This window comes from Micromonospora sp. NRRL B-16802 (assembly GCF_001279555.1).
GTDB classification, from domain to species: domain Bacteria; phylum Actinomycetota; class Actinomycetes; order Mycobacteriales; family Micromonosporaceae; genus Micromonospora; species Micromonospora profundi.
The window spans coordinates 1-21,979 of sequence record NZ_LGEB01000068.1 but is presented as its reverse complement, the minus strand read 5'-3'; the positions used below and the strand labels follow the sequence as shown (position 1 = coordinate 21,979).

Here is a 21,979-nt window from a genome sequence, read left to right as displayed (position 1 = left end):
CGGCCCAGTGCCCGCGGCGAGCACGGACCCTGATGAATACGGTCCGCGGGTCTGGCAGGACACCGTCTATGGCCGGGCGCGGCGTTTCTACCTGCGGCCGGACGAGCATACGATGCCGTTGCTCGCCAGGCGGATCGCCGACAAGTGGTTGGAGATCTGTCCCGAGATCCACGGAAGCGTCGGCGAGGTGCACGGCGCCGTCCGGGGTTTCCTTCGCGACCTGGACGCGCAGTTGCGAGACACGGGCCGCGACAACGACTTTGACCTTCCCGATCTGCGACGCCGGCACCTCGATTCTTGGGAAGCCGGCCTGCTCGCGGCTCAGCGTGAAAGCAGAACCGATACCAGCTACCGGCGGGCAGTCTTCCTGTTCGCGCTGCTACGCCGGATCAACGATGACTGTCCGGGGCTGCTGCACGGCGAAGTCGTCGCCCGTCTGGAACGTGAGACCCGCCTGAGCCATGTCCGACGCGACGGCGAGGTGGAACTTCCGGCTGGCGAAGCCGACCGGATCCACGCGATCGCCCGCGGGGTTGTCAGGCAAGCACTGGCCGAGCGCCGGGGCTCGGACGCGCGGTCGGCGCCGGCGGCAGACGTCGTCATCGCGTTGCACGTGCTGCTGTCGCTGGGCACGGGCGAACCGCCGGAGGTGCTGCGACGGTTGACTATCGGCGACATCATCGCCACCGCGGTGCCGGGCCGCGACGACGGGCTGCAGTGCCTGGCGCCCACCGGACGACTCGCAGCGCTCGTGCAGCGCCGCGCCGTGCGTTCGTACTGTGTCCGCTACCTCAAGACCCGCTCGAGCGAGCGCTACCAACAGGTCTACACCCGTGCCGATGGCCGGGTGTTCGCCGCGCTGTCAGCGTTGATCACGCTGACCGCTGGGGCACGAGAGACGTCGGACTCGTCCAGTCTGTGGTTGACGGACGACGGCGGCGTGGCTGTCGAGATGTTCTGGGCCACCAAGTCCCGGACGCTGCGGGCGTGGCTGAACCGCCACCGCGCCGAGGGCGACGCGTTCAGTGAACCCGTCAGCTTCAGGCGGTTGCGCAAGACAGCCACCACGCGGGAAGCCCTCGCCGCGCCGGGGACCTACCTGCGCTCCCGGCGTCGGCACACCGCCCGGACCTTTTTCGAGCACTACAGCAACTCGACCGTGCTGCGAGCCGAGGCCGGTCGGATCCTCATGCAGGCCGTCGGGGAACGTTTCGACACCGCGGTGGCCGGCCCGACGATCGTCACGCCCGCCGCGGAGGAGCTGCTTGCGGCCGGGCATGACGCGCCGACGCTCGACCGGGACACCGCCGGGCGGCTACTCACCGGGCGTCTCGACACGGGCGTCGCAGCCTGCCGCGACCCACACGACTCGCCGCACGTCGCCGGCGGCGGGCTTTGCCCGGTCTCCACCACCGGCGCGTGCTACACCTGCCCCAATGCGTTGATCACACGTCAGCACCTTCCCGCAGTGCTGCGGCTGAAGCAGTTGACCGCTCCCGAGCGGACCGGCAACATCACGTTCTGGCAGGAGCACCACAAACCGGTCCACGAGTTCGTCACTCAGGTGATCCTGCCCAGCTTCCCGGCCGCGGACGTTGCCGCTGCCCAGGAGCACACCGGCGAGGTCCTGCTTGATGTGGGCCTGGTCAACGGTCTTGGCGGTGCCGATGTTCCAGCCTGACCTCGCGGCACCGCCGCCCGCAGCGAGCGCGACGTTCAGCAACGACGAACTCGTCTTCGCGCACGTCCCCGACGGGCCCCGTTTCGGCGACGCGGTGTGGGACTTAACACCGCTGATCAGGCGCACGAACTTTCCCGATCGCCGGATGAACTTCGCGAAGATCCCAGGCCGTTGGTCGCTCACCATCCGTGAGCTTCTGATGGTTCTGGCTCAGCCCGATCATCCCCTCGTGGTCGAGGCCGGCATCGTCCGCCGCGGCAGGCCTGCGCCGGTGGACACCCTCGTCAACACCTTCGTGCGGCTACGCACGGTCGCTCACTGGTCTGCCAGCCGAGGACTACCCGGACCAGCGTCGTGGGCCCAGCTCGACGCCGATCTGCTGCTGGCGGCGCTCCGGGACGGCAGTTACCGCCCTGATGGGGAGCCGGTGTCGCCGGACACGGTCCGCAACTATGTCCTTGCCATCAAGTTGCTGCGTCACTTCGCACCGGTACTTTCTGGCGATGGTCTCGGGTTCCAACCGTGGGGAGCACGTTCGGCAACCAACGTGGCTGAAGTGGTCGCGCCGGTGGAGAACAAAACCCCGCCACTGAGCTGGGACACCTGGGCGCCCGCTGTCGCAGCAGCGTGGACGATCGTCGACCGATTCTCCGCCGACATCCTCGCTGCGGCCAAAGCCGCAGAATCACGCCCCGCCCGCGCTCAGGGTGGCACAAGTTCCTGGGCAGTGCTGTGCTCCTGGGCCGCGGAGGGCGGCCGAGTCCCGCTGCAAACCGGCTATGGCCGTGGCCAGCCGAAGCGGGGGGAACCTAATCGTCGGCTGCTCTGCCGGCAGCTGGGCATCAGCAACAACATCTTCAAACGCAGCCACAAGACCTGCCGGCCCGAGGCCGAGGCGTTGATCACTGACATGGCTCGGGATCCTGAGCGGTCCGAATTCGGAGGTCTCTGGTCGCCGAGGGTCACCGTGAGGCTCGACGGCCAGACCGAGCGGCCCTGGATCGACGAGATCGGCTTCGGCGAACTTGAGTTCTTCGTCAGTGTCCTTCGTGCTGCCGGGTACATCCTGCTGGCGTCGCTGACCGGCATGCGTGACAGCGAACTGCAGGAACTGCACCGCGACACCGCGACCATCAGCGATGGACTGCCCGCGCTGCGCAGCGTCCAGTTCAAGGGCGCCACCAGTCCGGATGGCCATCGCCGGTCCTGGTTCGCGCCGCCGCCGGTATTCAGAACCATCGAAGTGCTCGCCGCGTTGTCGCCCCATCCCACACAGCTGTTCGCCAGGTCCGCGATCAACGCAGGCGCCTACGCACCCCAGCGCGACATCCCACGGCTGATCGATTTCGTCAACGCCAGTCCGGCTGCCAGGCCAGGTCGCGGACACGGGCTCGGGCTCCAACCCATCCGACCGACCCCGGCAGCCAACATCAACCAGGTCACCCTGCGCCGGTCGTTCTGCGTCTACGCCGCCCAATACCCCGGCGCCGAGCTCGGCCTCGGTATACAACTCGGCCACGCCGCGCTGCGGACCACCACCGGCTACGCCACCGACAGCCAGCAACAGGTCGCCCGCCTGTTCAGCAAGAACCGGCAGATCATCGCCCGGGAACAGACCGCCGCGATCATCCTCGACGCCGCGCCCACCGCCGGAGCCCCTACCAGCGAACTCGACACGATCCGAGCCCAAGTCGTCGCCGACCCGCAGCGCGCCGCCCGGACCATCGACAACCTCGCCGACCGATACCATCTCGGATTCTTCAACGACTGCATGTGGAACGAAGCACGCGCCGCATGCGGGCCCGGCGGCCCGAAACTCGCCGAAGGCGTCTGCCGCGGAGCCTGCTGCGGCAACGCCGTCTTCCGACAACCACACCTTCCCGCAGTCCAGGCCCACATCAAGCGCATCGACGACTTCCTCGACTCCGGCCGCGGACACCCCGCGCTCCTGGACGACCTCGGCGCTCAGCGCACCCTCTACAGCCGCATCATCACCGACATCCGCTCCGGCAGCCAGCAGGAGGGCGCCTGATGCCCAGCCCGGCCCGCAAGCGACTCACCGACGAGGTCATGCAACGCGTCGCCGACGCCATCACCCAACTCAGCCACGACCCGCAGGCCCGGCGAACCAAACGCGAACTCGAACGGATCACCGGCCTCAGCCACGACGCCGTCGCCCGCGCTTTCCGCCGCGACGTCGAGGAGAACTCCCCGTGGAACCTGACTGCACGCTTCGCCCAACTGTCCGACCCCGAGGCCGGCCGCCGCAGCCCCCAGGAGCAGCAGCTGCACGAGTTACGCCACACCCTGCGCGAGAAGAACCAGAAAATCACCGAACTCGAAGCCGCCCTCGACCGCTTCGCCATAGCAGTCCTCGCCCACCACCTCGAACTCGCCGAAGCACCCGCTTCCGGCGCCGACGTGATCAGCCTCGGCCGCAACAGGACTCGCCGATGAACACCTGAACGTCCGCGATCCGGTTGTGGGCCTGCCCGTTGACGCGGCACTCTGCGCCGGCGCGCTCAGCCTCTGGCATCATTCCCTCGATGACCACGACACGGCAGCAGATGCTTAGCGGATTGGCCGATCGGATTCTCGCGCTGCCGCTGGATCATCCGACCCGCGTGGGGATCGACGGCCACTCCGCGGCAGGCAAAACCACCTTGGCCGACGAACTGGCTACCACCCTGCGTGAGAAGACGACACGACCCGTGCTGCGGGTCATGATCGACCACTTCAAGCGACATGTCGATCTGCGAACGCGATACCCGTCCGGCTCACCGGAGAACTACTACTTCGAGATGTTCGACGTCGACGCCATCCGCGACGAGCTGCTGGCCCCGCTCGGTCCGGGCGGCAACCGTCGCTACCGCACCCAGATCATGGATTTCAGCGGTCGTACGCCCATCGACTCCGGCGTCCACGTGGCTACGGACGACGCGATCCTCGTGGCGGACGGCGGGTTCCTGCAGAAGCCGGACCTATCACCACACTGGGATCTACGCATCTACCTCCACATCGAGGTGGCGGACGTGCTGCACCGCGGCACGATCCGCGATCAAGCGTGGATGGACTCGGCGGAGGCGGCGGCTGACCGGTACCGCTCGTACTACATACCCGGCGAGGAGCTTTACCTGGCCGAAATTCACCCGGCCGAACGAGCCGACATCCTCATCGACAACCGCGACTTCAAGGCGCCCTGCATCCTGCGTGATCTTCCTATCCAAGGTGGTGAGTACTGACGGAGGCTGCCCGGCCGCGGATCATCGGCTACCGCGCGAGCGTCGCTCGGCGGCTACGTGATCAGCCTCAGCCCAACCCGGATCGGCAGCGGAGCACCTGAACGAATCCAGGACGACTTCCGAGTCGTCAGACGACACTCCAACCGGTGTCGGCCGCCCACCGCTCTGCCGCCGCCATGAGGACGTCCGTGGCCGGGGCTTTGATCTGTCCGTAGTCCATCAGGTCCGGCACACTCTTCGCCAGCCGTTGCTTGAACGCACCCCACGCCCGCCGGGCGTCCCTGTCGGCACGCAAGAAGTCGCGGAACAGCAGGGCGTATCGGGCGTTGCCGCCACCACTTTCCCGGACGTGAACGTTGCATCGGCGGGCTCCAACCGCAGGCGCGAAGACTAACTTTCGGTACTCGCGCCCAGCCGACTTTTCCGAGCGGTTCCACGGTTCCGGCCGGCAGCGGAAACCGATCGCGCTGAACAGCACGACCATCGTCGGTTCATCGATCGCGGCCACCCTTACCTGGACATCGATGCAATCTTTCGCCGGCAGCCCCGGCACCGAGGTCGACCCGACGTGGTCGATCCCGACCACACCGTCGCCCAGCGCGTCACAGAGCTTGGTGGCCAGCGCGTTGAAATCCGCCGCCCAGCTGGGCCGATAGTCAACCACCGCGACTTGCAGACGTTCGTCAGGAAACGGCACGGCAGCAGACGCTACCGGCAGCACGCAGAAATGATCTGCCGCCCCACCCCCAGCCGGACGACGAGCCCGCGCGGGTCGTAACCCATCACGTTGACGGAGCGCCGTTCCTTCTCCCGGACATTGATCAAAAACCCGGCCGTCGGACCAGGAAGACACCGCACTTCCTGACATTCGGCTCCACCACCTCGAACGATGCGCCCCGGCCCACCAGCCGGGGCGCATCGCCGTTTCTGCGCCACCCGGGGCCGAACGCTTCACCGCCACTCCCACGGCGGGCGCCAGTCCCAGGGTGGCAACGCGTGACCGCGAGTTCCCGAGGTCGCAACTCGTCGCCGGCGTCGACCGTGTTCGTCGGCGAGCTGGGTCGGACCGGCGTCCCGAAGCGATGATCGACTCGGCTTCCTTGAAACCGGGGCATCCGGAACGTTGGGATACCGCGATTTCCTTGAAAGCGAGTCAATCACGCCCGGCCAGCCGCGCGGCAGCCCTGGCAGCGCCGGTAATGCGGCGGCCCGGCGGCGCCGGCCCGGCGGCGCCGGCCCGGCGGCGCCGGCCCGGTGGCGCCGGCCCGGGGGCGCAGCCCAGGGGTGCCGGAGGGCGGGGCGGGTGCCTGGCGCGGGAGGGTTCGCCTACGCTGCCGCTGTGACGAACCAGGAGCTGCGCCTGTCCGTTGGCGCGTCACCCGGCCAGCGCACCCTCTCGGTGGTGGTCGGCGTTTTCGTCACCGCCGTCGGTGCCGCGTTCGTGCTGCTGCCACTGATCGCCGACGGGCTGCTGCGGCGTCTGACCGGCCCGGGGGACGGGTTCGCCTCCTATGAGGAGGCACGCGATCTGCCGCCGGGGATGCTGCCGCCCTCCCTGCAGGACTCCGGCGGTGAGGACCAGCCGACTCTCGGCCCGCTGGCCGGGCTGTGTGGGCTGCCCTGTGCAGTGCTCGGGGTTTACCTGGTGCTGCGGGTGCTCCGTACGGCCGCCTGGCTGGATGGCAGCCGGCTACGGGTCCGGGGAGCGCTGCGCAGCCGTACCGTCGACCTCGCCACAGCGGTCATCGACTCGCGAGGGATGTCGGAACGCGAGACAGGGGACGACATGCGGGCCCGTGGACACCGCCTGCCGGTCGTCATGGCCACCGATCGGGACAGCGGGCACCGGATCATGCTGCCGCTGCGGGGGATGGGGCTGGCCACGCTACCGCCGCCCGAACTGCTGGCACTTGCCGACGCGATCACATCGGGTCGACCCGACGAGGGGCGGGACAGCGAGAGGCGGGACAGCGAGGCGTACGCCGTCGCCGGCGACCTGCGTCGCCTGGCAGAGCACCGGCGCAGGACCTGATCGACCCACCCGGTGGCGCTCACTGAGCCGTCACGGGGTTGGAGTGAACGCTGTGACCAATGGTGCAGATGAGGCCGTCAGGGCATCTGGACAGCGCACGTGAGCGGGTTCACCATCGCGGTATGGGGTAGCAGCGCCGCGCGGGAGGTGCCATGGTCACCGGTCCGGTCCAGCAGCCGTCAGTCACCACCCGGTCAGCCACCGCCCATCCGTGGGCGACCGGGCTCACCCCCGAATCGCACAACGGCAGAGCGGCGTCCCCCGTCGGGTTGCCCGGTCAGCCGCGTTCCGCCGGGCTCGCCGGTGACGTGCACGCCCTCGCCCGGGCCGTCGCCGACGCGACGGTCGAGTCGTGCTGGCGCGAGAACGTGCTGCGCCGGCTGCGTCCGGTCGGCCAGGGTTTCGCCGAGCACGTCCGGGTCACCGAGGGCCCTGCCGGCCTCTACCGGGAGTTGCTCACGCATTCGCCTCGCCTGGACCACAGGGTTCGGCTGCTGACCCTGGAGCATGCCGCGATCGTCGCCACGATGCTCGCCGTGCAGCGGCTCGCAGAGCGGCCCGAGGCAAGCCTCGACGAGTTGCGGCACCGGGCGGGCCACCTGCTGCGGGCGTTGACCCGGCACCGGCGGCGGGGCGCCGAGCTGCTCTGGCAGGCGTACCAGACGGATCTCGGGGGTGAGACCTGAGGGAACCGGGGTGCTGGCGGGTGCGTCGAACCCGGCATGCGTCGAGAGGCCGTTCTGCTCGTACTCCCGCTGCTCTTCGGGGTTGGTTGCGCCGCGACCGGCGGCGAGCCCGCCGGTGGTCCCGGTGGCCGCGCGGAGGCGTTCGACAAGCGGGCCGCCGAGGTCGCCGACGCGTGGCGACCTGGCCCGGCCTGGCGCACCGGGTACGTCCCGTTGCAGGGGCCGACGGTGCTGCCCGGCGACCCGCGCTTCACCGCGGATACGGAGGCGGCCTTCCGTGCCGGCTGGTACCGGGCGCAGATCCCCATCCCGTCGGCTGGCGTGGGCGACGGGGAGATCCGTTTCCCGGACGGCCGCTCGGTCGTGCCGTTGGTCAGCGCGGCCGAGGCGTACCGGCAGCTCGACCAGGGTGACCCGCTGCCGTGCCCGGGTCGGCCCAAGCGGCCCGGCCTTCCCAGCCCGGGCGGCCCCACTGTGGAGCCGGGGCCGGACGGTTGGTCCACCAGTTCGTCGCCTACCGCCTGCCTCTCGCTGACAGTCACCGGTGTCACGCTCGGCGCGGTGCCGGTGCGTACCAGTCGGGGGGAGGCTCAGATCCCGGCCTGGCTGTTCGCGGTCGAGGAGTTGGCCACCCCGGTGGCCCGGCTCGCGGTCGCGCCCACGGCGGTCGCCCCGGTCCCCGAGCCCACCGCGCCGGCGGTGCCGCTGGCCGACGGGCTGGTGGCCGCCCAGGACCTGGTGGCGGTCGACGGGGTACGGCTGACCGTGCGGCTCGGTGTCGGCGCGTGCGACACCGGGATCACACCGCTGGTGCGGGAACGCCCGGACGTGGTGGTGGTCGGCGGCGCGGTCACCCGGGCCGCCGGTGAGTGCATCGACATGCTCAAGGTCGAGCCGGTAACCGTAACCCTGGCGGCCCCGCTGGGGGCGCGGCCCGTGCTCGACGTGTTCAGTGGGGCTCCACTGTCGATCGCTCCCCGCTGACCGGGCGCCACTTCAAAGGATCTTGGGTACGTCGGTGCTGATCGGCACCGGCAGCACTGTCGGACGGTCGGCACGCAGGCCGGTGGCGAGCGCCGCGCCGAGCTGGTCGGGGGTTTCCACCACAGCGGTGGCGCAGCCGTAGCCGGCCGCTATCGCCGTGACGTCCAGCCCCGGCAGGTCCAGTCCCGGCACCCCTGGGGTGTCCTTCAGCTCGGCGAACGACTTCAGGATCGCGTACTGCTTGTTGACCGGGACGATGACCACCACAGGCAGCGACAGGCGTGCGGCGGTCCACAGCGCCTGCACCGAGTAGTGGAACGAACCGTCGCCGATCACCGCCACCACCGGGCGTGCACGTCCGGTGTCCCGCTGCGCCAGCGCCACGCCGACCGCCGCCGGCAGGCCGTAGCCGAGGCCGCCGCTGGCCATCGTGAAGTACGACGCCGGACGGGTGATCCGCAGCCGGCGGCGCAGCGCGGACAGGTTCGACGGGGACTCCTGGACCAGGATGCCGTCCTCGGGCCAGTGCGTCGCCAACGCGGCGAACAGGGCGTCGGCGCTCAGCGGCGTGGTGATCTCCGGCGGCGCGGGGGCGCTCCGGGGTGCCGGGGGCGGCCGGTCGGTGCGCGGGACGAGGTCGAGCAGCGCGGTGAGGGTCAGCCCGGGGTCGCCGAGCAGGCTGTCCCCGACCGGGGCGCGGGCGGCCTCGTCCGGGTCGTCCGTGACGTGCAGCAGTCGGGTGCCGGCGGGCAGGTGATCACCGGGCACGTGCGGGTAGTAGCGGAACACCGGGGCGCCGATGACCAGCACCGTGTCGTGCCCGTCCAGTGCCTCGGCCAGGGGTTCGATCGCGAACGGCAGCACGCCACGGAAGTTCGGGTGGTCCTCCGGGAAGACGGCCCGTTCCGGTGCCGGGGCGGACCAGACCGGTGCGGCCAGCCGCTCCGCAAGCGTGACCGCCGTCGACCAACTGTCGGAGCGGTCCACCCCCGGCCCGAACACCAGCACCGGGTTGCGGCTGCCGGCCAGCACCCGGGCGAACTCGGCCAACCGGTGCGGATCCGGCCCGAACCGGGTGGCCACCGACCGCGGGACGGGCGCCGCCTCGGCCTCCTTGGCCCAGTCGTCCATCGGCAGGGAGAGGAAGACCGGCCCGGCCGGTGGCTGAACGGCCGTCGCGTACGCCCGCAGCAGCGCCGCCGGGATGTCCTGCGCGCGGACCGGCTCGTAGCTCCACTTGACGTACGGCTCGGGCAGTTCGACGGCCCGACGGCTTGTCAGCCGGGGTTCGAGCAGCAGCATCTCCCGGGTCTGCTGGCCGGCGGTGACGATCAGCGGTGTCTTGTTGTGCCAGGCGGTGACCAGGTTGCCCATGCCGTTGCCGGTGCCGGGGGCTGTGTGCAGGTTGACGTGCGCGGGCATGCCGGTGACCTGGGCGTACCCGTCGGCCATCGCGACCGCCGTGGCCTCGTGCAGGGCATGGACGTAGTGGAAGTCGGCCGGGAAGTCCCGCAGAAACGGCTCCTCGGTGGAACCGGGATTGCCGAACACGGTGGTCATGCCGAGGCTGCGGAGCACGTCGTACGTCGCGTCCCGGACCGTTGCCATCGCCACCTGCCTCCGTGTCGAATACGCGCAGGGACGATCGTGGTCGCCCTCCCGACCAGCCGAATCTATCGGGATGTGACGGACCTTTCGGGCGTTTCTCCAGCGTCGGTGATGCTGCTCCGATCACCCGCCGGTCAGACCTTATCCAGCACCCGGGACGCAGGCTAAGGTGCCAGGCATGGCGTTGACGGCGCGGCTGATCCCGACACACTGTCCGGATCCGACGGGTGGCGGATCCCGGACCGGGGTCTCGACTGACGGGTAGGTGGGATGCAGGGAGAGGGCCAGGCGATCGGCGGACGGGCAGTGGAGTCGATGACCGGGCGGCTGCTGGTCGCGACTCCGGCCCTCAAGGACCCAAACTTCGACCGTACGGTGGTGCTGCTGGTCGCCCACGAGCCGGGCGGCGCGCTCGGCGTGGTGCTGAACCGTGCCACCGAGGTTCCGGTCGCCGAGGTGTTGGGCGACTGGAGCGACCTGGCCCGCGAACCGGCAGTGCTCTTCGAAGGCGGGCCGGTGCAGCCCGACTCGGCCATCTGCCTGGCCCGGATGCGGCAACCGCTGCGCCGACTCAAGGGCTTCCACCAGGTGTCCGGGGCGGTCGGCACGATCGACCTCTCAGTCGACCCGGAGAAGCTGCGGGAGAGCGTCGGCGGCATCCGGGTCTTCGCCGGCTACTCCGGCTGGGGCAGCGGGCAGTTGGAGCAGGAGATCGCCGACGGGTCCTGGTTCCTGCTGGACGCCCTGCCCGGTGATGCCTTCGTCGACCGCCCCGACGACCTGTGGCCGATGGTGCTGCGCCGGCAGGGCGGCATGATGGCCGCCGTGGCGCACTTCCCGCCGGACGTGGCGCTCAACTGATCCCGGACGGCGGGACCCCCGCGAGATGACCATGCGGGCCGGTCTGTGTATAGTTTCCCAGTGCCCGGGCGACCGGGACGACAGCAAGGGGCCGTGGCGCAGCTGGTAGCGCACCACACTGGCAGTGTGGGGGTCAGGGGTTCGAGTCCCCTCGGCTCCACCCTTGCAAAAGCCCTGGTGGGGGAGCGAATCCCTCGCCAGGGCTTTTCTCGTTCCTGGCCTCTGTGGGCGTCGGTCAGTGCCAGGGCATCCGACCGGCCGCAGGGCTACCGTGCGCGCCGGGCGGAACGCTGGATGCTCCATTTCGTCAGCGGCTGCAGGGCTTGCACCAATGCCCTGCCGTCCGCACTGAGGTCGTACCGGATCTGCACCGGCGTGCTGGGGATCACGGTCCGCTCGATGAGCCCGTTTGCCTCGAGTTCTTTCAGACGCTGCGTCAGCAACCGGTCGGAGATGCCATCGATGGTGGCGCGGTACTCGCCGAAGCGGCGAGCACCTTGGGCGGCGGCGGCCAAGATCGAGCCTGTCCAGCGGCGCCCGACCAGCTCGAGCGCCTCCTCGAAGCTCGGGCAAGTGTCATCGTGGATCGAGCTGCGTTGCGGGCGCAGCGGCTGGGTGTTGGTCATTTCTGCGACCTCCGAGCCTCTTGGCTACTTACTAAAAACAAGTATCTTACCGGTCGTTTGGCGGGACGTGCCGTCCGCCGCATCGTGGACCCATGACCGACTACGGACGCCCACTCTCCTTCGGGCTGAGCCTGGATCCCTCGGCCGCGTCACTGGACCAGACCCGGCGCCTCGCGCGTTTGGCCGAGGACGTCGGCCTGGACCTCCTCGCGGTGCAGGACCATCCCTACCAGCCGGGGCACCTAGACAGCTGGACTCTGATCAGCAGCCTCTCTGTCGCCACGGAGCGCATCTCCTTCTTCACCGACGTGGCGGACCTGCAACTGCGTCCGCCAACGATGCTCGCCAAGGCCGCCGCCTCGCTGAGCGTGCTCACCGACGGTCGCATCCACCTCGGCGTCGGCGGTGGCGCTTTTGCCGACGCGATCGCCTCAATGGGCGGTGTGCCCCGACGCGGCGGACAGATGGTCACTTTCACGGAGGAGTCACTCATGCTCCTGCGCGCGGCCCTGGCCGCGGACACCGTGCGACTGCAAACCCCCCATCACTCGGTGACCGGCTATCGCGCCGGCCCCCGGCCGCCCAAGCCCGTCGGACTCTGGCTCGGCGCCCAGGGGCCCAAGATGCTGGCGGTCACGGGCAGGTCGGCGGACGGGTGGGTTTCGCCGCTGAACATCTACGTGCCGCCGCAGCAAGTGCTCGCCCGCCAGCAGATCATCGATGAGGCGGCTACGGCTGCCGGACGCGCCCCGGAATCGGTTCGCCGAATCTACAACGTGATCGGTGCCATCGGGCATTTCCGGGGCGCCCAGGGGCTTGTGGGTGACGTGCGCCAATGGGTGGACACGCTCAGCGAGTGGGTGGTCGTCCTCGGCTTCGACACCTTCGTGTTCTGGCCCGTGGCCGACCACGAAAACCAGCTCTCGATCTTTGCCTCCGAGGTTGTCCCGGCGGTCCGCGATCGCGTCGAAGCCCTCAGGAGTACACGATGACCACGCGCCTTGGCACCGTCCCGGCCGGCCTGACCGGCAAAATCGTCACCGAGGGCGATCCTCGCTACAGTCTGCTCCGCTCCACGTACACCACCGTCGGCCGGCCCGCAGCAGTCGTCCTCGCCAAGTCGGCCGATGACGTCGCTGTGGCGCTGCGGCTCGCCCGCGAGCGGAATCTCCCTCTCGCGGTCCGCAGTGGCGGGCACGGCCTGTCCGGAAGCGCCACGAACGACGACGGACTCGTCATCGATCTGAGCGCGATGCGCCGCGTCAACGTCCTCGATCGCCGTACGCGCCTGGTACGGGTGGAGGCGGGCGCCCGCTGGGCGCAGGTCGCGCAGGCACTCGCCCCGCACGGACTGGCTATCAGCTCCGGCGACCACGGCAACGTCGGTGTCGGAGGCCTGGCAACGGCCGGCGGCATCGGATGGCTCGTCCGGCACTACGGACTCACCATCGACCACGTCCGCGCAGTGGAGGTGGTGCTGCCCGACGGCACCCAGGTCCGCGCCGATGCCGCCACCGAGCCCGATCTGTTGTGGGTGATGCGCGGTGCGGGAGCCGGTGCGGGGATCGCGGTGGCCTTCGAGATCGAGGCCATCGAACTGCGCGACGTCGGGTTCGCCCAGCTCGTCATGCGAGTGGACTCTGCGGGCGGCAACCTGCAGCGCTGGGGTGCCGTCATGGCGGCCGCGCCACGTGAACTGACGACGGCGGTGACACTGGCCTCCCAAGGCATCACGCCGGTCGCCTCCATCACCGCCGTCGTGGCCTCGAACAAGCCGGCCACGATCCAACGAGCCCTTCAGCCTCTCCTCGATATCAGGGGAATCACGGTCCAACAGGCTCATATCGTCCCGTACTCGAATATGGTCCCGCCCGCGCATCTGCACCCGAATACCGGCCAGATGCCCACCAACACCACCAACGGACTGTTCGCGGACATCAACCGCGACGCCGCCCGCGCCCTGGTGAAGGCGGTGACGGGCCGCGACCCGGTCCTGATCCAGATGCGCTCACTCGGCGGCGCCGCCAACGACCTTGACCCGGCCGCCACCGCCTACCCACATCGTCACCACAAAGCGCTTGTCATCGCCTCGACGTTCCCACCGTACGGCCGGAAGGCCCTTTCGACCGCTTGGGGCGCCTTCGCACCGCACGTGGACGGCGGATACGTGAACTTCGAGAGCCATCCCGATAGGAGGACATTCGCTCGCGCCTACCCAGGGCCGACCGGTGCCCGGGTCCGCGAGCTGTGGAAGCGCTACGACCCCGATGGCGTCCTGCACCGATCTGCAAAGGCCTGACGAGCTTCCTCCCTGAACCTCCAAGAAAGCCCACGCAACAGGGCGGCACCGGCCGCCCTCCCATGCAAAAAATCCAAGGAGTAGCAGATGAGTTTCCCGTTCCCCGTGCCCGACAAGAACGACCCGCGGTGGACCGCTCGCGGCGGTGTCTTCGTCCGGCGCTCCGAGGGCACCCACAGGTGGCTCGCAGGCGACACCTACACCATCAAGGTCACCGTAGACGACACCAACGGCTCTCTCGGGCTCATCGAAGCCACCGTGCCACCCGGGGCCGGACCGGTCGCACACAGCCACGGCAACGAGGACGAAGCGTTCTACGTGCTGTCGGGCCACCTGGAGTTCCTCAACGGCGATGAACTCCAGGTGGCCGAGGCCGGTGACTTCGTCTTCATCCCCCGCGGCACCCGGCACAGGTTCAAGAACGTGGGCGACACCGACGCCAGAATGCTGGTCATCTTCACCCCGGGCGGACACGAGAAGTTCTTCGTAGATAACGGAGACGAGCCCCAGCCCGGAGAACAGCCACCCCAGTGGGGCCCGGAACGCTACGCCAGGCTCGTGGACGAGTTGCTTGAGCAGAACGTCACCATTCTCCCTGAGTGAGCCTCCGGGTGTGCTCACACATGGCGACGCCCCGACCGGAAACCTCCCGGTCGGGGCGTCTGCGACTCGATGTCCGTTGCGGGGCTGATCAGCCCTGACGGCTCTTCCACTGCGGGTTCGCGCGGTTCACCACGATCACCCGACCGTGCCGGCGGACCACCACCGAACCGGGCTTCTGCTTCAGCGCGCGCAACGAGGTGCGTACCTTCATGTCTGCCTCCTCGGCCTGGGGTCTGGCCTCGATCCGTACCGTCTATCGGAACGCCCTGGCCCATGCCGCGATTCCCGCGCCCCCGGCGTCGAACCTTTGCCTCCCCGCGCCCGTACCACTGGCGGGAGGTCAACGTCATGACCGTACGCCGGCTGCTCGTCACGGTGCTGGTCGCCGCCGCGACCGTGCCGCTGGCCGGCACGCCTGCGGCCGCGCACGGCGCTCCGACGGACCCGATCAGCAGGGCGGCGGCGTGCGGACCGCAGGGCCGGTACGCGGCCAGCAGCGCCTGCCGGGCAGCCGTCGCGGCGGGCGCGGCGGTCCGGGAGTGGGACAACGTGCGGGTGGCCGCGATCAACGGCCGGGACCGGGAGCGGATCCCCGACGGCGAGCTGTGCAGCGGTGGGCTGTCCGCCTACCGAGGGCTGGACCTGCCCCGCACCGACTGGCCGAGCACCGAGCTGACCGCCGGCGCGAAGTTCACGTTCCGGTACCGGACCACAATCGAGCACCGGGGCAGCTTCCGGCTCTACGTCACCAGGCCGGGCTATAACCCGCGAGCGCCGCTGACCTGGGCGGATCTGGAGTCGCGCCCGTTTCTGACGGTGACCGACCCGCCGGTGCGGGCAGGTGCGTACCAGATGGCGGGCCGGTTGCCGGCGGGCCGGAGCGGCCGGCACCTCATCTACACGATCTGGCAGAACTCCAACACCCCGGACACCTACTACTCCTGCTCCGACGTGGTGTTCCGGGCGGCGCGCAGCGGCACGGCGAAGAGCGCGCCGGCTGTCCCGCGTACCACGGCGAGTAGGCCGGCCGCCGCCCAGTCGGCGGTGGCGGCGGCGGCCGACCCGGGCGTGCCTGTGGCATCGGTACGCGACCTCGACGCGCGGTGGCCGGTGCTGGTCGGCGCGGCCACCGTGCTGGTCCTGGCGGTGCTGGTCGGCGTGGGCCGCCGGCGACGCGGAGCCGTCGCCCCGGTCGGGCGGCAGTGCGAGGTACGCAACCACCGTGCCGGGCGGCGCCGGATCTGGTGATCCGGCTCCGCCGCGAACCCCGCGGCGCTCAGCCCAGCAGCCGGTCGACCTCGGCCAACTCGTCGGCGGTGAAGTCGAGATTGCCCACTGCGGCGACGTTGGTCTCCAACTGCTCGACGCTGCTTGCCCCGATGATCAGGCTGGTCATCCGCGGGTCACGCAGTGCCCAGGCCAGCGCCAACTGGGCCAGCGACTGGCCGCGCCGCTCGGCGACCTCGCCCAACCCCCGGATGGTGGCCATCTTCTCGTCGCTGAGGTCGCTCTCGTTGAGGAACACGCTGGTGCGCACCCGCGAGTCGGCGGGGATGCCACCCAGGTAGCGGTCCGTGAGCAGACCCTGGGCCAGCGGGCTGTACGCGATACAGCCGGCGCCGACCTCCTCCAGGGTGTCGAGCAGGCCGTCGGACTCGGTCCAGCGGTTGAGCATCGAGTACGACGGCTGGTTGATCAGCAGCGGCGTACCCAGCTCACGCAGGATCGCGGCGGCACGCGCGGTCTGCTCGGAGTTGTAGTTCGAGATGCCGACGTAGAGCGCCTTACCGGCGCGGACGACGGCGTCAAGCGCGCCCATCGTCTCCTCCAGCGGAGTGTCCGGGTCGAACCGGTGCGAGTAGAAGATGTCGACGTAGTCCAGGCCCATCCGGCTCAACGACTGGTCCAGTGATGAGATCAGGTACTTGCGCGAGCCCCAGTCGCCGTACGGGCCGGGCCACATGAGATAGCCGGCCTTGCTGGAGATGACCAGTTCGTCCCGGTACGGCTTCAGGTCGGTGGCGAGCATCCGACCGAAGTTCTCCTCCGCCGAACCGGCCGGCGGGCCGTAGTTGTTGGCAAGGTCGAAGTGGGTGACACCCAGGTCGAAGGCGCGCCGGACGATGTCGCGCTGCCGCTGATGCGGGCGGTCCGGACCGAAGTTGTGCCACAGCCCGAGGGAGACGACGGGCAGCCGCAGGCCACTGCGTCCGCTGCGCCGGTAGGTCATGGTGTCGTAGCGGTCATCCGCGGCGAGGTAGGTCACGATCACGAGCGTAGACCCGCCCCCGGGTACGCGAGATGAGGCGTTGGAACCCGGACAAGGGGGTAGTTTCGACACCATGCGGTTCATCCCCCTCGACACCCCCAAGCCGCTCTCCAAGATCGGGTTGGGCACCTGGCAGTTCGGCTCCCGGGAGTGGGGCTACGGCCCCGACTTCGAACAACGGGCCGCGCAGATCGTCAGGCGCGCCATCGAACTGGGCGTGACAGTCTTCGACTCCGCCGAGGTCTACGGGTTCGGGCGCAGCGAGCGGATCCTCGGCGCGGCACTCGGTGACGACCGGCCGAAGGTCACGATCGCCACCAAGATCTTCCCGGTGCTGCCGGTGGCCGCCGTGGTGCAGCAGCGGGCCGTCGCCTCGGCCGCCCGGCTCGGCGTCAGCACCCTCGACCTCTACCAGGTGCACCAACCCAACCCGGTTGTCGCCGACCACACCACGATGCGCGGCATGCGGACGTTGCAGGACGTCGGGCTGGTCTCCGAAGTCGGCGTCAGCAACTACGGGCTGCGCCGCTGGCAGGCCGCCGAGGCCGCACTCGGCCGGCGGGTGCTCAGCAACCAGGTCCGCTACAGCATGCTGGACCGCGCACCCGAGCAGGACCTGCTGCCGTACGCCCGGCAGGCCGGCCGGGTCGTCATCGCGTACAGCCCGCTGGCCCAGGGCTTCCTGTCCGGCCGGTACGACGCCAAGAACCCGCCTACCGGCGCGATCCGGCGGGCCAACCCGTACTTCCTGCCCGAAAACCTGGAACGCGGCGGCGTTCTGATCGACACACTGCGCCAGGTCGCCGAGGCCCACGACGCCACCCCCAGCCAGATCGCCCTCGCGTACCTGCTGCGCCACCCCAACGTGCTGGCTATCCCCGGCGCGTCCGGCGTGGAGCAGATGGAACGCAACGCCGCAGCAGCCGACATCGACCTCGCCGACGACGAGTACGCGGCGCTTGTCGACGCCGCCAAACGGTTCCGCCCGGTCACCGGGCTCGCCGCGATGCCCCGGATGCTGCGTGCCCGGTTCGCCGGCCCATCGGGAAAGTGAGCACAGTGGACGACATCACCGCACTGATCCTTGACGACCACGCCTCCTTCCGGCGTGGCTTCGCCCGCCTCGACGACGCCCGCGACGAGCAGGAACTGCTCGCCATCTGGGACGCCCTCGCCCTGCACCTGGACATCCACGCCGAGGCAGAGGAGGCGATCCTCTATCCGCACCTGGTCAAGCACGGCGACGACGGGGAAGACGAGACCACCGACGCCATCGGCGACCACAACAAGATCCGGGACGCCATCGCCGAGGCCAAACTGCACCCGGTCGGCTCGAAGCCCTGGTGGGATGCCGTCGGCACGGCCCGCCGGGAGAACAGCGAGCACCTGGCCGAGGAGGAGGACGAGGCGTTGCCCGACTTCCGCAGACACGCCAGCACCGAACTGCGCGCCGAGCTGGGCCAGCGGTGGTTGACCTTCTACGGCGAGCACAAGGCCGGCCGCAATCTGTCGTTCCACGACAAGGACCCGCAGCAGTACGTCGCTGACCACCGCTGAACGTCATGGCGGCGCTACTGTCGGTTCTGCGATCCTTCTTGTCGTTTGCGGTTATTTCAGGGCCTTGAATGAACGTGAGCTAGCGTGGATCGGGTGACTGCGCCTACCCCGGTAATCCCGGTTCCACCGGCCGACCTGCCCGGCACGCTCGGCGCGCTACGGGCGGCCGGTCACCAGTACCGCACCGTCAAGCAGGAACTCCGCGACAACCTCCTCGCCCGGATGCGCTCCGGCGAGACCCGCTTTCCCGGCATCGTCGGATACGACGACACAGTGCTGCCCGAGGTCGAGCGGGCACTGCTCGCCGGCCACGACATGGTCCTGCTCGGCGAACGGGGCCAGGGCAAGACCCGACTGATCCGCGCACTGGGCGCGCTGCTCGACGAGTGGACCCCGGTGATCCCCGGCTCGGTGCTCAACGAGCACCCGATGCGTCCGCTCACCCCCGCGTCCCGCGCCCGGGTCGCCGAGGCCGGCGACGACCAGCCGGTCGGCTGGCTGCACCGCTCGATGCGGTACGGCGAGAAACTCGCCACCCCGGACACCAGCGTCGGCGACCTGATCGGCGACGTCGACCCGATCCGGATCGCCCAGGGGCGCACCCTCGGCGACCCGGAAACCATCCACTTCGGGCTGGTACCCCGTACCAACAGGGGCATCTTCGCCGTCAACGAGCTGCCCGATCTGGCCGAGCGCATCCAGGTGGCCCTGCTCAACGTGCTGGAGGAGCGGGACATCCAGGTCCGCGGCTACCAGCTGCGGCTGCCACTCGACCTGCTCCTGGTGGCCAGCGCCAACCCGGAGGACTACACCAACCGGGGCCGGATCATCACGCCTCTCAAGGACCGGTTCGGCGCGGAGATCCGTACCCACTACCCGGTCGACCTGGAGTTGGAGCTGGCACTGATCCGGCAGGAGGCCGACCTGGTCGCCGAGGTGCCGGAGCACGTGCTGGAGGTGTTGGCCCGTTTCGCCCGCGCGGTGCGGGAGTCGCCGTCGGTCGACCCCCGCTCGGGCGTCTCCGCCCGGTTCGCGATCGCCGCAGCGGAGACCGTCGCCGGTGCCGCGCTGCGCCGCGCCGGTCTGCTGGCCGCCGCCGGCAAGGTGTTAGGAGGGGCCCCCTCTACAACAGAAAGCGATAACAAGGGGCCCTTCCTTGCATCGGAGGCGGCGGTGGCGCGCGTTGGTGACGCGGTGTCGGTGACCAGCACCCTGCGCGGCAAGGTCGAGTTCGAGAGCGGCGAGGAGGGGCGGGAGATCGAGATCCTCGCCCACCTGCTGCGCACCGCGACCGCCGAGACGTTCCGGGGCCGCCTGGCCGGGCTGGACCTGTCCGGGTTCACCGCCCTCGTCGAGGAGGGCGCGGCCATCGAGACCGGTGAACTGGTCGGCTCCGCCGAGGTGCTGCGCCAGGTGGGCACCGTACCCGGGCTGGCCAAGGTCATGGACCGGCTCGGCCTGGGCGACGCGCCCACCCCGGAGGAGGCTGCCGCCGCCGTCGAGTTCGTGCTGGAAGGGCTGCACCTGACCCGCCGGCTCGGCAAGGACGTCACCGACTCGGGGCGCACCGTCTACGGCGGCCGGGACTGACGGTGGCCGGCAACCGGTTCCGGTACGGGCAGTGGCGCGGCGGACCCGACCCGCTCGCGCCCCCGTACGACGTGCAAGAGGCGGTGGACGCGGTCGGCGCCGAGGTGCTGGCCGGCGGCAGCCTGCGCGAGGCGCTGCGCAACCTCCTGCGTCGTGGCCAGCAGGGGCGTGGTGGCCTCGACGACCTGGCGGCCAGGGCGCGACGGTTGCGCCGGGAGGCGCTGCGCCGGGGCGACCTGGACGGCGCCGTGACCCGGGCTCGTGCCCTGCTCGACCAGGCGCTCGCCGCCGAGCGGGACGAGCTGCGGGGCCGCGACGACGACAACGCGCGGTTCGCCGAGGCGGTGCTCGACAACCTGCCCCGGTCCACCGCGCGGGCGGTGGAGGAACTGGCCGGCTACCAGTGGGCCAGCGAGGACGCCCGCCGGTCGTACCAGCAGATCCTCGACCAGCTCCGCGACGACGTCCTCGGTCAGCGGTTCGCGGGGCTGCGTGACGCGGTACGCGCGTCCGCCGATCCGGCCGCGCAGCAGCGGCTGGCCGAGATGATGCGCGACCTCAACGACCTGCTGGCCCGGCACGGTCGCGCGGAGGACACCACCGACGCGTTCGCCGAGTTCATGCGCCGGCACGGCGAGTTCTTCCCGGAGCGACCGGGAACGGTCGACGAGTTGATCGACGTGCTGGCCCGCCGTTCGGCGGCCGGTGAGCGGCTGATGAACTCGCTCTCCGAGCGGCAGCGCGCCGAGCTGGCCGGTCTGATGCAGCAGTCGCTGGGGGACCGGCTGGCCGGGGAGTTGTCAGCGCTGGACGCGAACCTGCGGGCGCTTCGGCCGGATCTGCGGTGGGGGCGCGGCGAGCGGGTCCGGGGTGAGCAACCACTGGACTACGCCGACGCGGCCGGGGCGCTCGGCGAGATCGGTGAGCTGGACGACCTGCTGGACCAGCTCGACCAGGAGCACCCCGGGGCCACCCTGGACGACGTGGACGTCGACGCGGTCGCCCGTACCCTGGGCCGGGACGCCGCCGACGACGTGCGCCGGCTGCGCGAGCTGGAACGGGAGTTGCGGCGGCAGGGCTGGGTGAGCCGGGACGCGGACGGGCTCACGTTGAGCCCGAAGGCGCTGCGCCGGCTCGGCGGGACCGCACTGCGGCGGGTCTTCGCCGAGCTGACCGCCGGGCCGCGAGGCCAGCACGACCTGCGTTCGGCGGGCGCCGCCGGCGAGGTCAGTGGTGCGTCAAGACCCTGGGAGTACGGCGACGAGCAGCCAATCGACGTCGTACGCACCCTCACGCGGGCGGTCACCCGGGCCGGGCCGAGCGTGCCGGTGCAGCTCGTGGTGGACGACTTCGAGGTGCTGGAGACCGAGAAGCGGGCATCTGCGGCGGTGGTTCTGTGCGTCGACCTGTCGTACTCGATGATCTCGCAGGGTCGTTGGGGGCCGATGAAGCAGACGGCGCTGGCGCTGGCCCACCTCATGGAGACGCGCTTCCCGCAGGACGCGCTGCAGATCGTCGGCTTCGGCCGGGAGGCGATGACGCTCACCCAGCAGGAGTTGGCAGCGGTGGAGCCGGACATGCAGCAGGGCACCAACCTCCAGCACGCGCTGCGGCTGGCCGCCCGGCACCTGCGCCGGCACCCGGACGCCGAGCCGGTGGTGCTTGTGGTCACCGACGGTGAGCCGACAGCGCATCTGGATCCGGACGACGGGGAGGCGCTGTTCCACTGGCCGTCGCTGCCGGAGACGATCGAGGCGACCGTCCGGGAGGTCGACCGGCTCAGCCGCTACGGTGCCACGCTCAACCTGTTCATGCTTGGCGACGACCCGGGTCTGCGCCGCTTCGTCGACGCGGTGGCCCGCCGCAGCCGAGGCCGCATGTTCACCCCAGACACCGACGACCTGGGCGAGTACGTAGTAAGCGACTACCTCCGCTCCCGCC

At 70.1% G+C, this 21,979-nt stretch carries 21 protein-coding genes and 1 tRNA gene; 17 read left to right on the top strand and 5 right to left on the bottom strand.

What is annotated here, in order from left to right; all coding sequences use genetic code 11:
- The first annotated feature begins 7 nt into the window (after positions 1 to 7).
- From ADK66_RS19280 to ADK66_RS19265, 4 genes are all read left to right on the top strand, one after another.
- Positions 8 to 1,681, top strand: coding sequence for a hypothetical protein (locus ADK66_RS19280; RefSeq protein ID WP_157552689.1), 1,674 nt, complete (start codon positions 8 to 10; stop codon positions 1,679 to 1,681).
- Positions 1,662 to 3,713 (top strand): hypothetical protein, encoded by a 2,052-nt coding sequence (locus ADK66_RS19275; RefSeq protein ID WP_053657272.1) that lies wholly within the window; start codon positions 1,662 to 1,664, stop codon positions 3,711 to 3,713. Before ADK66_RS19280 ends, ADK66_RS19275 begins: the two co-directional genes overlap by 20 nt.
- Positions 3,713 to 4,138: a hypothetical protein gene (locus tag ADK66_RS19270; protein ID WP_053657270.1), complete on the top strand. Its 426-nt coding sequence runs from the start codon at positions 3,713 to 3,715 to the stop codon at positions 4,136 to 4,138. The genes ADK66_RS19275 and ADK66_RS19270 overlap by 1 nt, the downstream gene beginning before the upstream one ends.
- A gap of 89 nt (positions 4,139 to 4,227) precedes the next feature.
- The gene (locus ADK66_RS19265) at positions 4,228 to 4,923 is read left to right on the top strand and encodes a uridine kinase (protein ID WP_157552686.1); all 696 of its coding nucleotides are present in this window, start codon (positions 4,228 to 4,230) and stop codon (positions 4,921 to 4,923) included.
- Between the two features lie 127 nt (positions 4,924 to 5,050).
- Here the strand turns inward: ADK66_RS19265 and ADK66_RS19260 are convergent, their stop codons facing one another.
- Positions 5,051 to 5,620 (bottom strand): GrpB family protein, encoded by a 570-nt coding sequence (locus ADK66_RS19260; RefSeq protein WP_197281578.1) that lies wholly within the window; start codon positions 5,618 to 5,620, stop codon positions 5,051 to 5,053.
- Between the two features lie 642 nt (positions 5,621 to 6,262).
- Between ADK66_RS19260 and ADK66_RS19255 the strand changes: the two genes are divergently transcribed.
- From ADK66_RS19255 to ADK66_RS19245, 3 genes are all read left to right on the top strand, one after another.
- Entirely contained in the window at positions 6,263 to 6,955 is a 693-nt protein-coding gene (locus tag ADK66_RS19255; protein ID WP_053657266.1) for a hypothetical protein, read from the top strand.
- A gap of 152 nt (positions 6,956 to 7,107) precedes the next feature.
- Positions 7,108 to 7,641, top strand: a complete 534-nt coding sequence (locus ADK66_RS19250; protein ID WP_231640100.1) for a hypothetical protein — start codon at positions 7,108 to 7,110, stop codon at positions 7,639 to 7,641.
- A 36-nt stretch (positions 7,642 to 7,677) separates the two neighbouring features.
- Positions 7,678 to 8,625 (top strand): hypothetical protein, encoded by a 948-nt coding sequence (locus tag ADK66_RS19245; protein ID WP_053657264.1) that lies wholly within the window; start codon positions 7,678 to 7,680, stop codon positions 8,623 to 8,625.
- Positions 8,626 to 8,637: 12 nt separating this feature from the next.
- Here ADK66_RS19245 and mdlC read toward each other — a convergent pair whose 3' ends face one another.
- Positions 8,638 to 10,233, bottom strand: coding sequence for a benzoylformate decarboxylase (gene mdlC / locus ADK66_RS19240; protein WP_053657354.1), 1,596 nt, complete (start codon positions 10,231 to 10,233; stop codon positions 8,638 to 8,640).
- Between the two features lie 270 nt (positions 10,234 to 10,503).
- On the opposite strand from mdlC, the gene ADK66_RS19235 reads away from it, so the two are divergent.
- Positions 10,504 to 11,094 carry a YqgE/AlgH family protein gene (locus ADK66_RS19235; RefSeq protein ID WP_053657262.1) on the top strand — a complete coding sequence of 197 codons (591 nt, stop codon included), beginning with the start codon at positions 10,504 to 10,506 and terminating at the stop codon, positions 11,092 to 11,094.
- 87 nt (positions 11,095 to 11,181) lie between these two features.
- Positions 11,182 to 11,254 (top strand) — tRNA-Ala (locus ADK66_RS19230).
- Positions 11,255 to 11,360: 106 nt separating this feature from the next.
- On the opposite strand, the gene ADK66_RS19225 is transcribed toward ADK66_RS19230, so the two are convergent.
- The gene (locus tag ADK66_RS19225) at positions 11,361 to 11,720 is read right to left on the bottom strand and encodes a helix-turn-helix domain-containing protein (protein WP_053657260.1); all 360 of its coding nucleotides are present in this window, start codon (positions 11,718 to 11,720) and stop codon (positions 11,361 to 11,363) included.
- Positions 11,721 to 11,812: 92 nt separating this feature from the next.
- On the opposite strand from ADK66_RS19225, the gene ADK66_RS19220 reads away from it, so the two are divergent.
- The 3 genes from ADK66_RS19220 to ADK66_RS19210 all read left to right on the top strand — a co-directional run bounded on the left by ADK66_RS19220 (position 11,813) and on the right by ADK66_RS19210 (position 14,622).
- Positions 11,813 to 12,712 (top strand): LLM class flavin-dependent oxidoreductase, encoded by a 900-nt coding sequence (locus ADK66_RS19220; protein ID WP_053657258.1) that lies wholly within the window; start codon positions 11,813 to 11,815, stop codon positions 12,710 to 12,712.
- Positions 12,709 to 14,019 (top strand): FAD-binding oxidoreductase, encoded by a 1,311-nt coding sequence (locus ADK66_RS19215; protein ID WP_053657256.1) that lies wholly within the window; start codon positions 12,709 to 12,711, stop codon positions 14,017 to 14,019. The genes ADK66_RS19220 and ADK66_RS19215 overlap by 4 nt, the downstream gene beginning before the upstream one ends.
- An 87-nt stretch (positions 14,020 to 14,106) precedes the next feature.
- A complete protein-coding gene (locus tag ADK66_RS19210; protein WP_053657254.1) occupies positions 14,107 to 14,622 on the top strand; it encodes a quercetin 2,3-dioxygenase in 516 nt (171 codons plus the stop codon).
- An 88-nt stretch (positions 14,623 to 14,710) separates the two neighbouring features.
- Here ADK66_RS19210 and ADK66_RS19205 read toward each other — a convergent pair whose 3' ends face one another.
- On the bottom strand, positions 14,711 to 14,833 hold the full coding sequence (locus ADK66_RS19205; RefSeq protein ID WP_053657252.1) for a ribosomal protein bL36: 123 nt from the start codon (positions 14,831 to 14,833) through the stop codon (positions 14,711 to 14,713).
- Positions 14,834 to 14,970: 137 nt separating this feature from the next.
- Here ADK66_RS19205 and ADK66_RS19200 point away from each other — a divergent pair, with 137 nt between their 5' ends.
- Entirely contained in the window at positions 14,971 to 15,870 is a 900-nt protein-coding gene (locus tag ADK66_RS19200; protein WP_053657250.1) for a lytic polysaccharide monooxygenase, read from the top strand.
- Between the two features lie 28 nt (positions 15,871 to 15,898).
- On the opposite strand, the gene mgrA is transcribed toward ADK66_RS19200, so the two are convergent.
- Positions 15,899 to 16,894 carry an L-glyceraldehyde 3-phosphate reductase gene (gene mgrA, locus ADK66_RS19195; protein ID WP_304438231.1) on the bottom strand — a complete coding sequence of 332 codons (996 nt, stop codon included), beginning with the start codon at positions 16,892 to 16,894 and terminating at the stop codon, positions 15,899 to 15,901.
- Between the two features lie 70 nt (positions 16,895 to 16,964).
- On the opposite strand from mgrA, the gene ADK66_RS19190 reads away from it, so the two are divergent.
- The 4 genes from ADK66_RS19190 to ADK66_RS19175 all read left to right on the top strand — a co-directional run.
- Entirely contained in the window at positions 16,965 to 17,945 is a 981-nt protein-coding gene (locus ADK66_RS19190; protein ID WP_053657248.1) for an aldo/keto reductase, read from the top strand.
- Positions 17,942 to 18,448, top strand: a complete 507-nt coding sequence (locus ADK66_RS19185) for a hemerythrin domain-containing protein (RefSeq protein WP_157552683.1) — start codon at positions 17,942 to 17,944, stop codon at positions 18,446 to 18,448. Before ADK66_RS19190 ends, ADK66_RS19185 begins: the two co-directional genes overlap by 4 nt.
- An 84-nt stretch (positions 18,449 to 18,532) precedes the next feature.
- Positions 18,533 to 20,038 (top strand): sigma 54-interacting transcriptional regulator, encoded by a 1,506-nt coding sequence (locus ADK66_RS19180; RefSeq protein WP_053657246.1) that lies wholly within the window; start codon positions 18,533 to 18,535, stop codon positions 20,036 to 20,038.
- A gap of 2 nt (positions 20,039 to 20,040) precedes the next feature.
- The coding region (locus tag ADK66_RS19175; RefSeq protein ID WP_053657244.1) for a VWA domain-containing protein at positions 20,041 to 21,979 on the top strand (1,939 nt) is incomplete at its 3' end.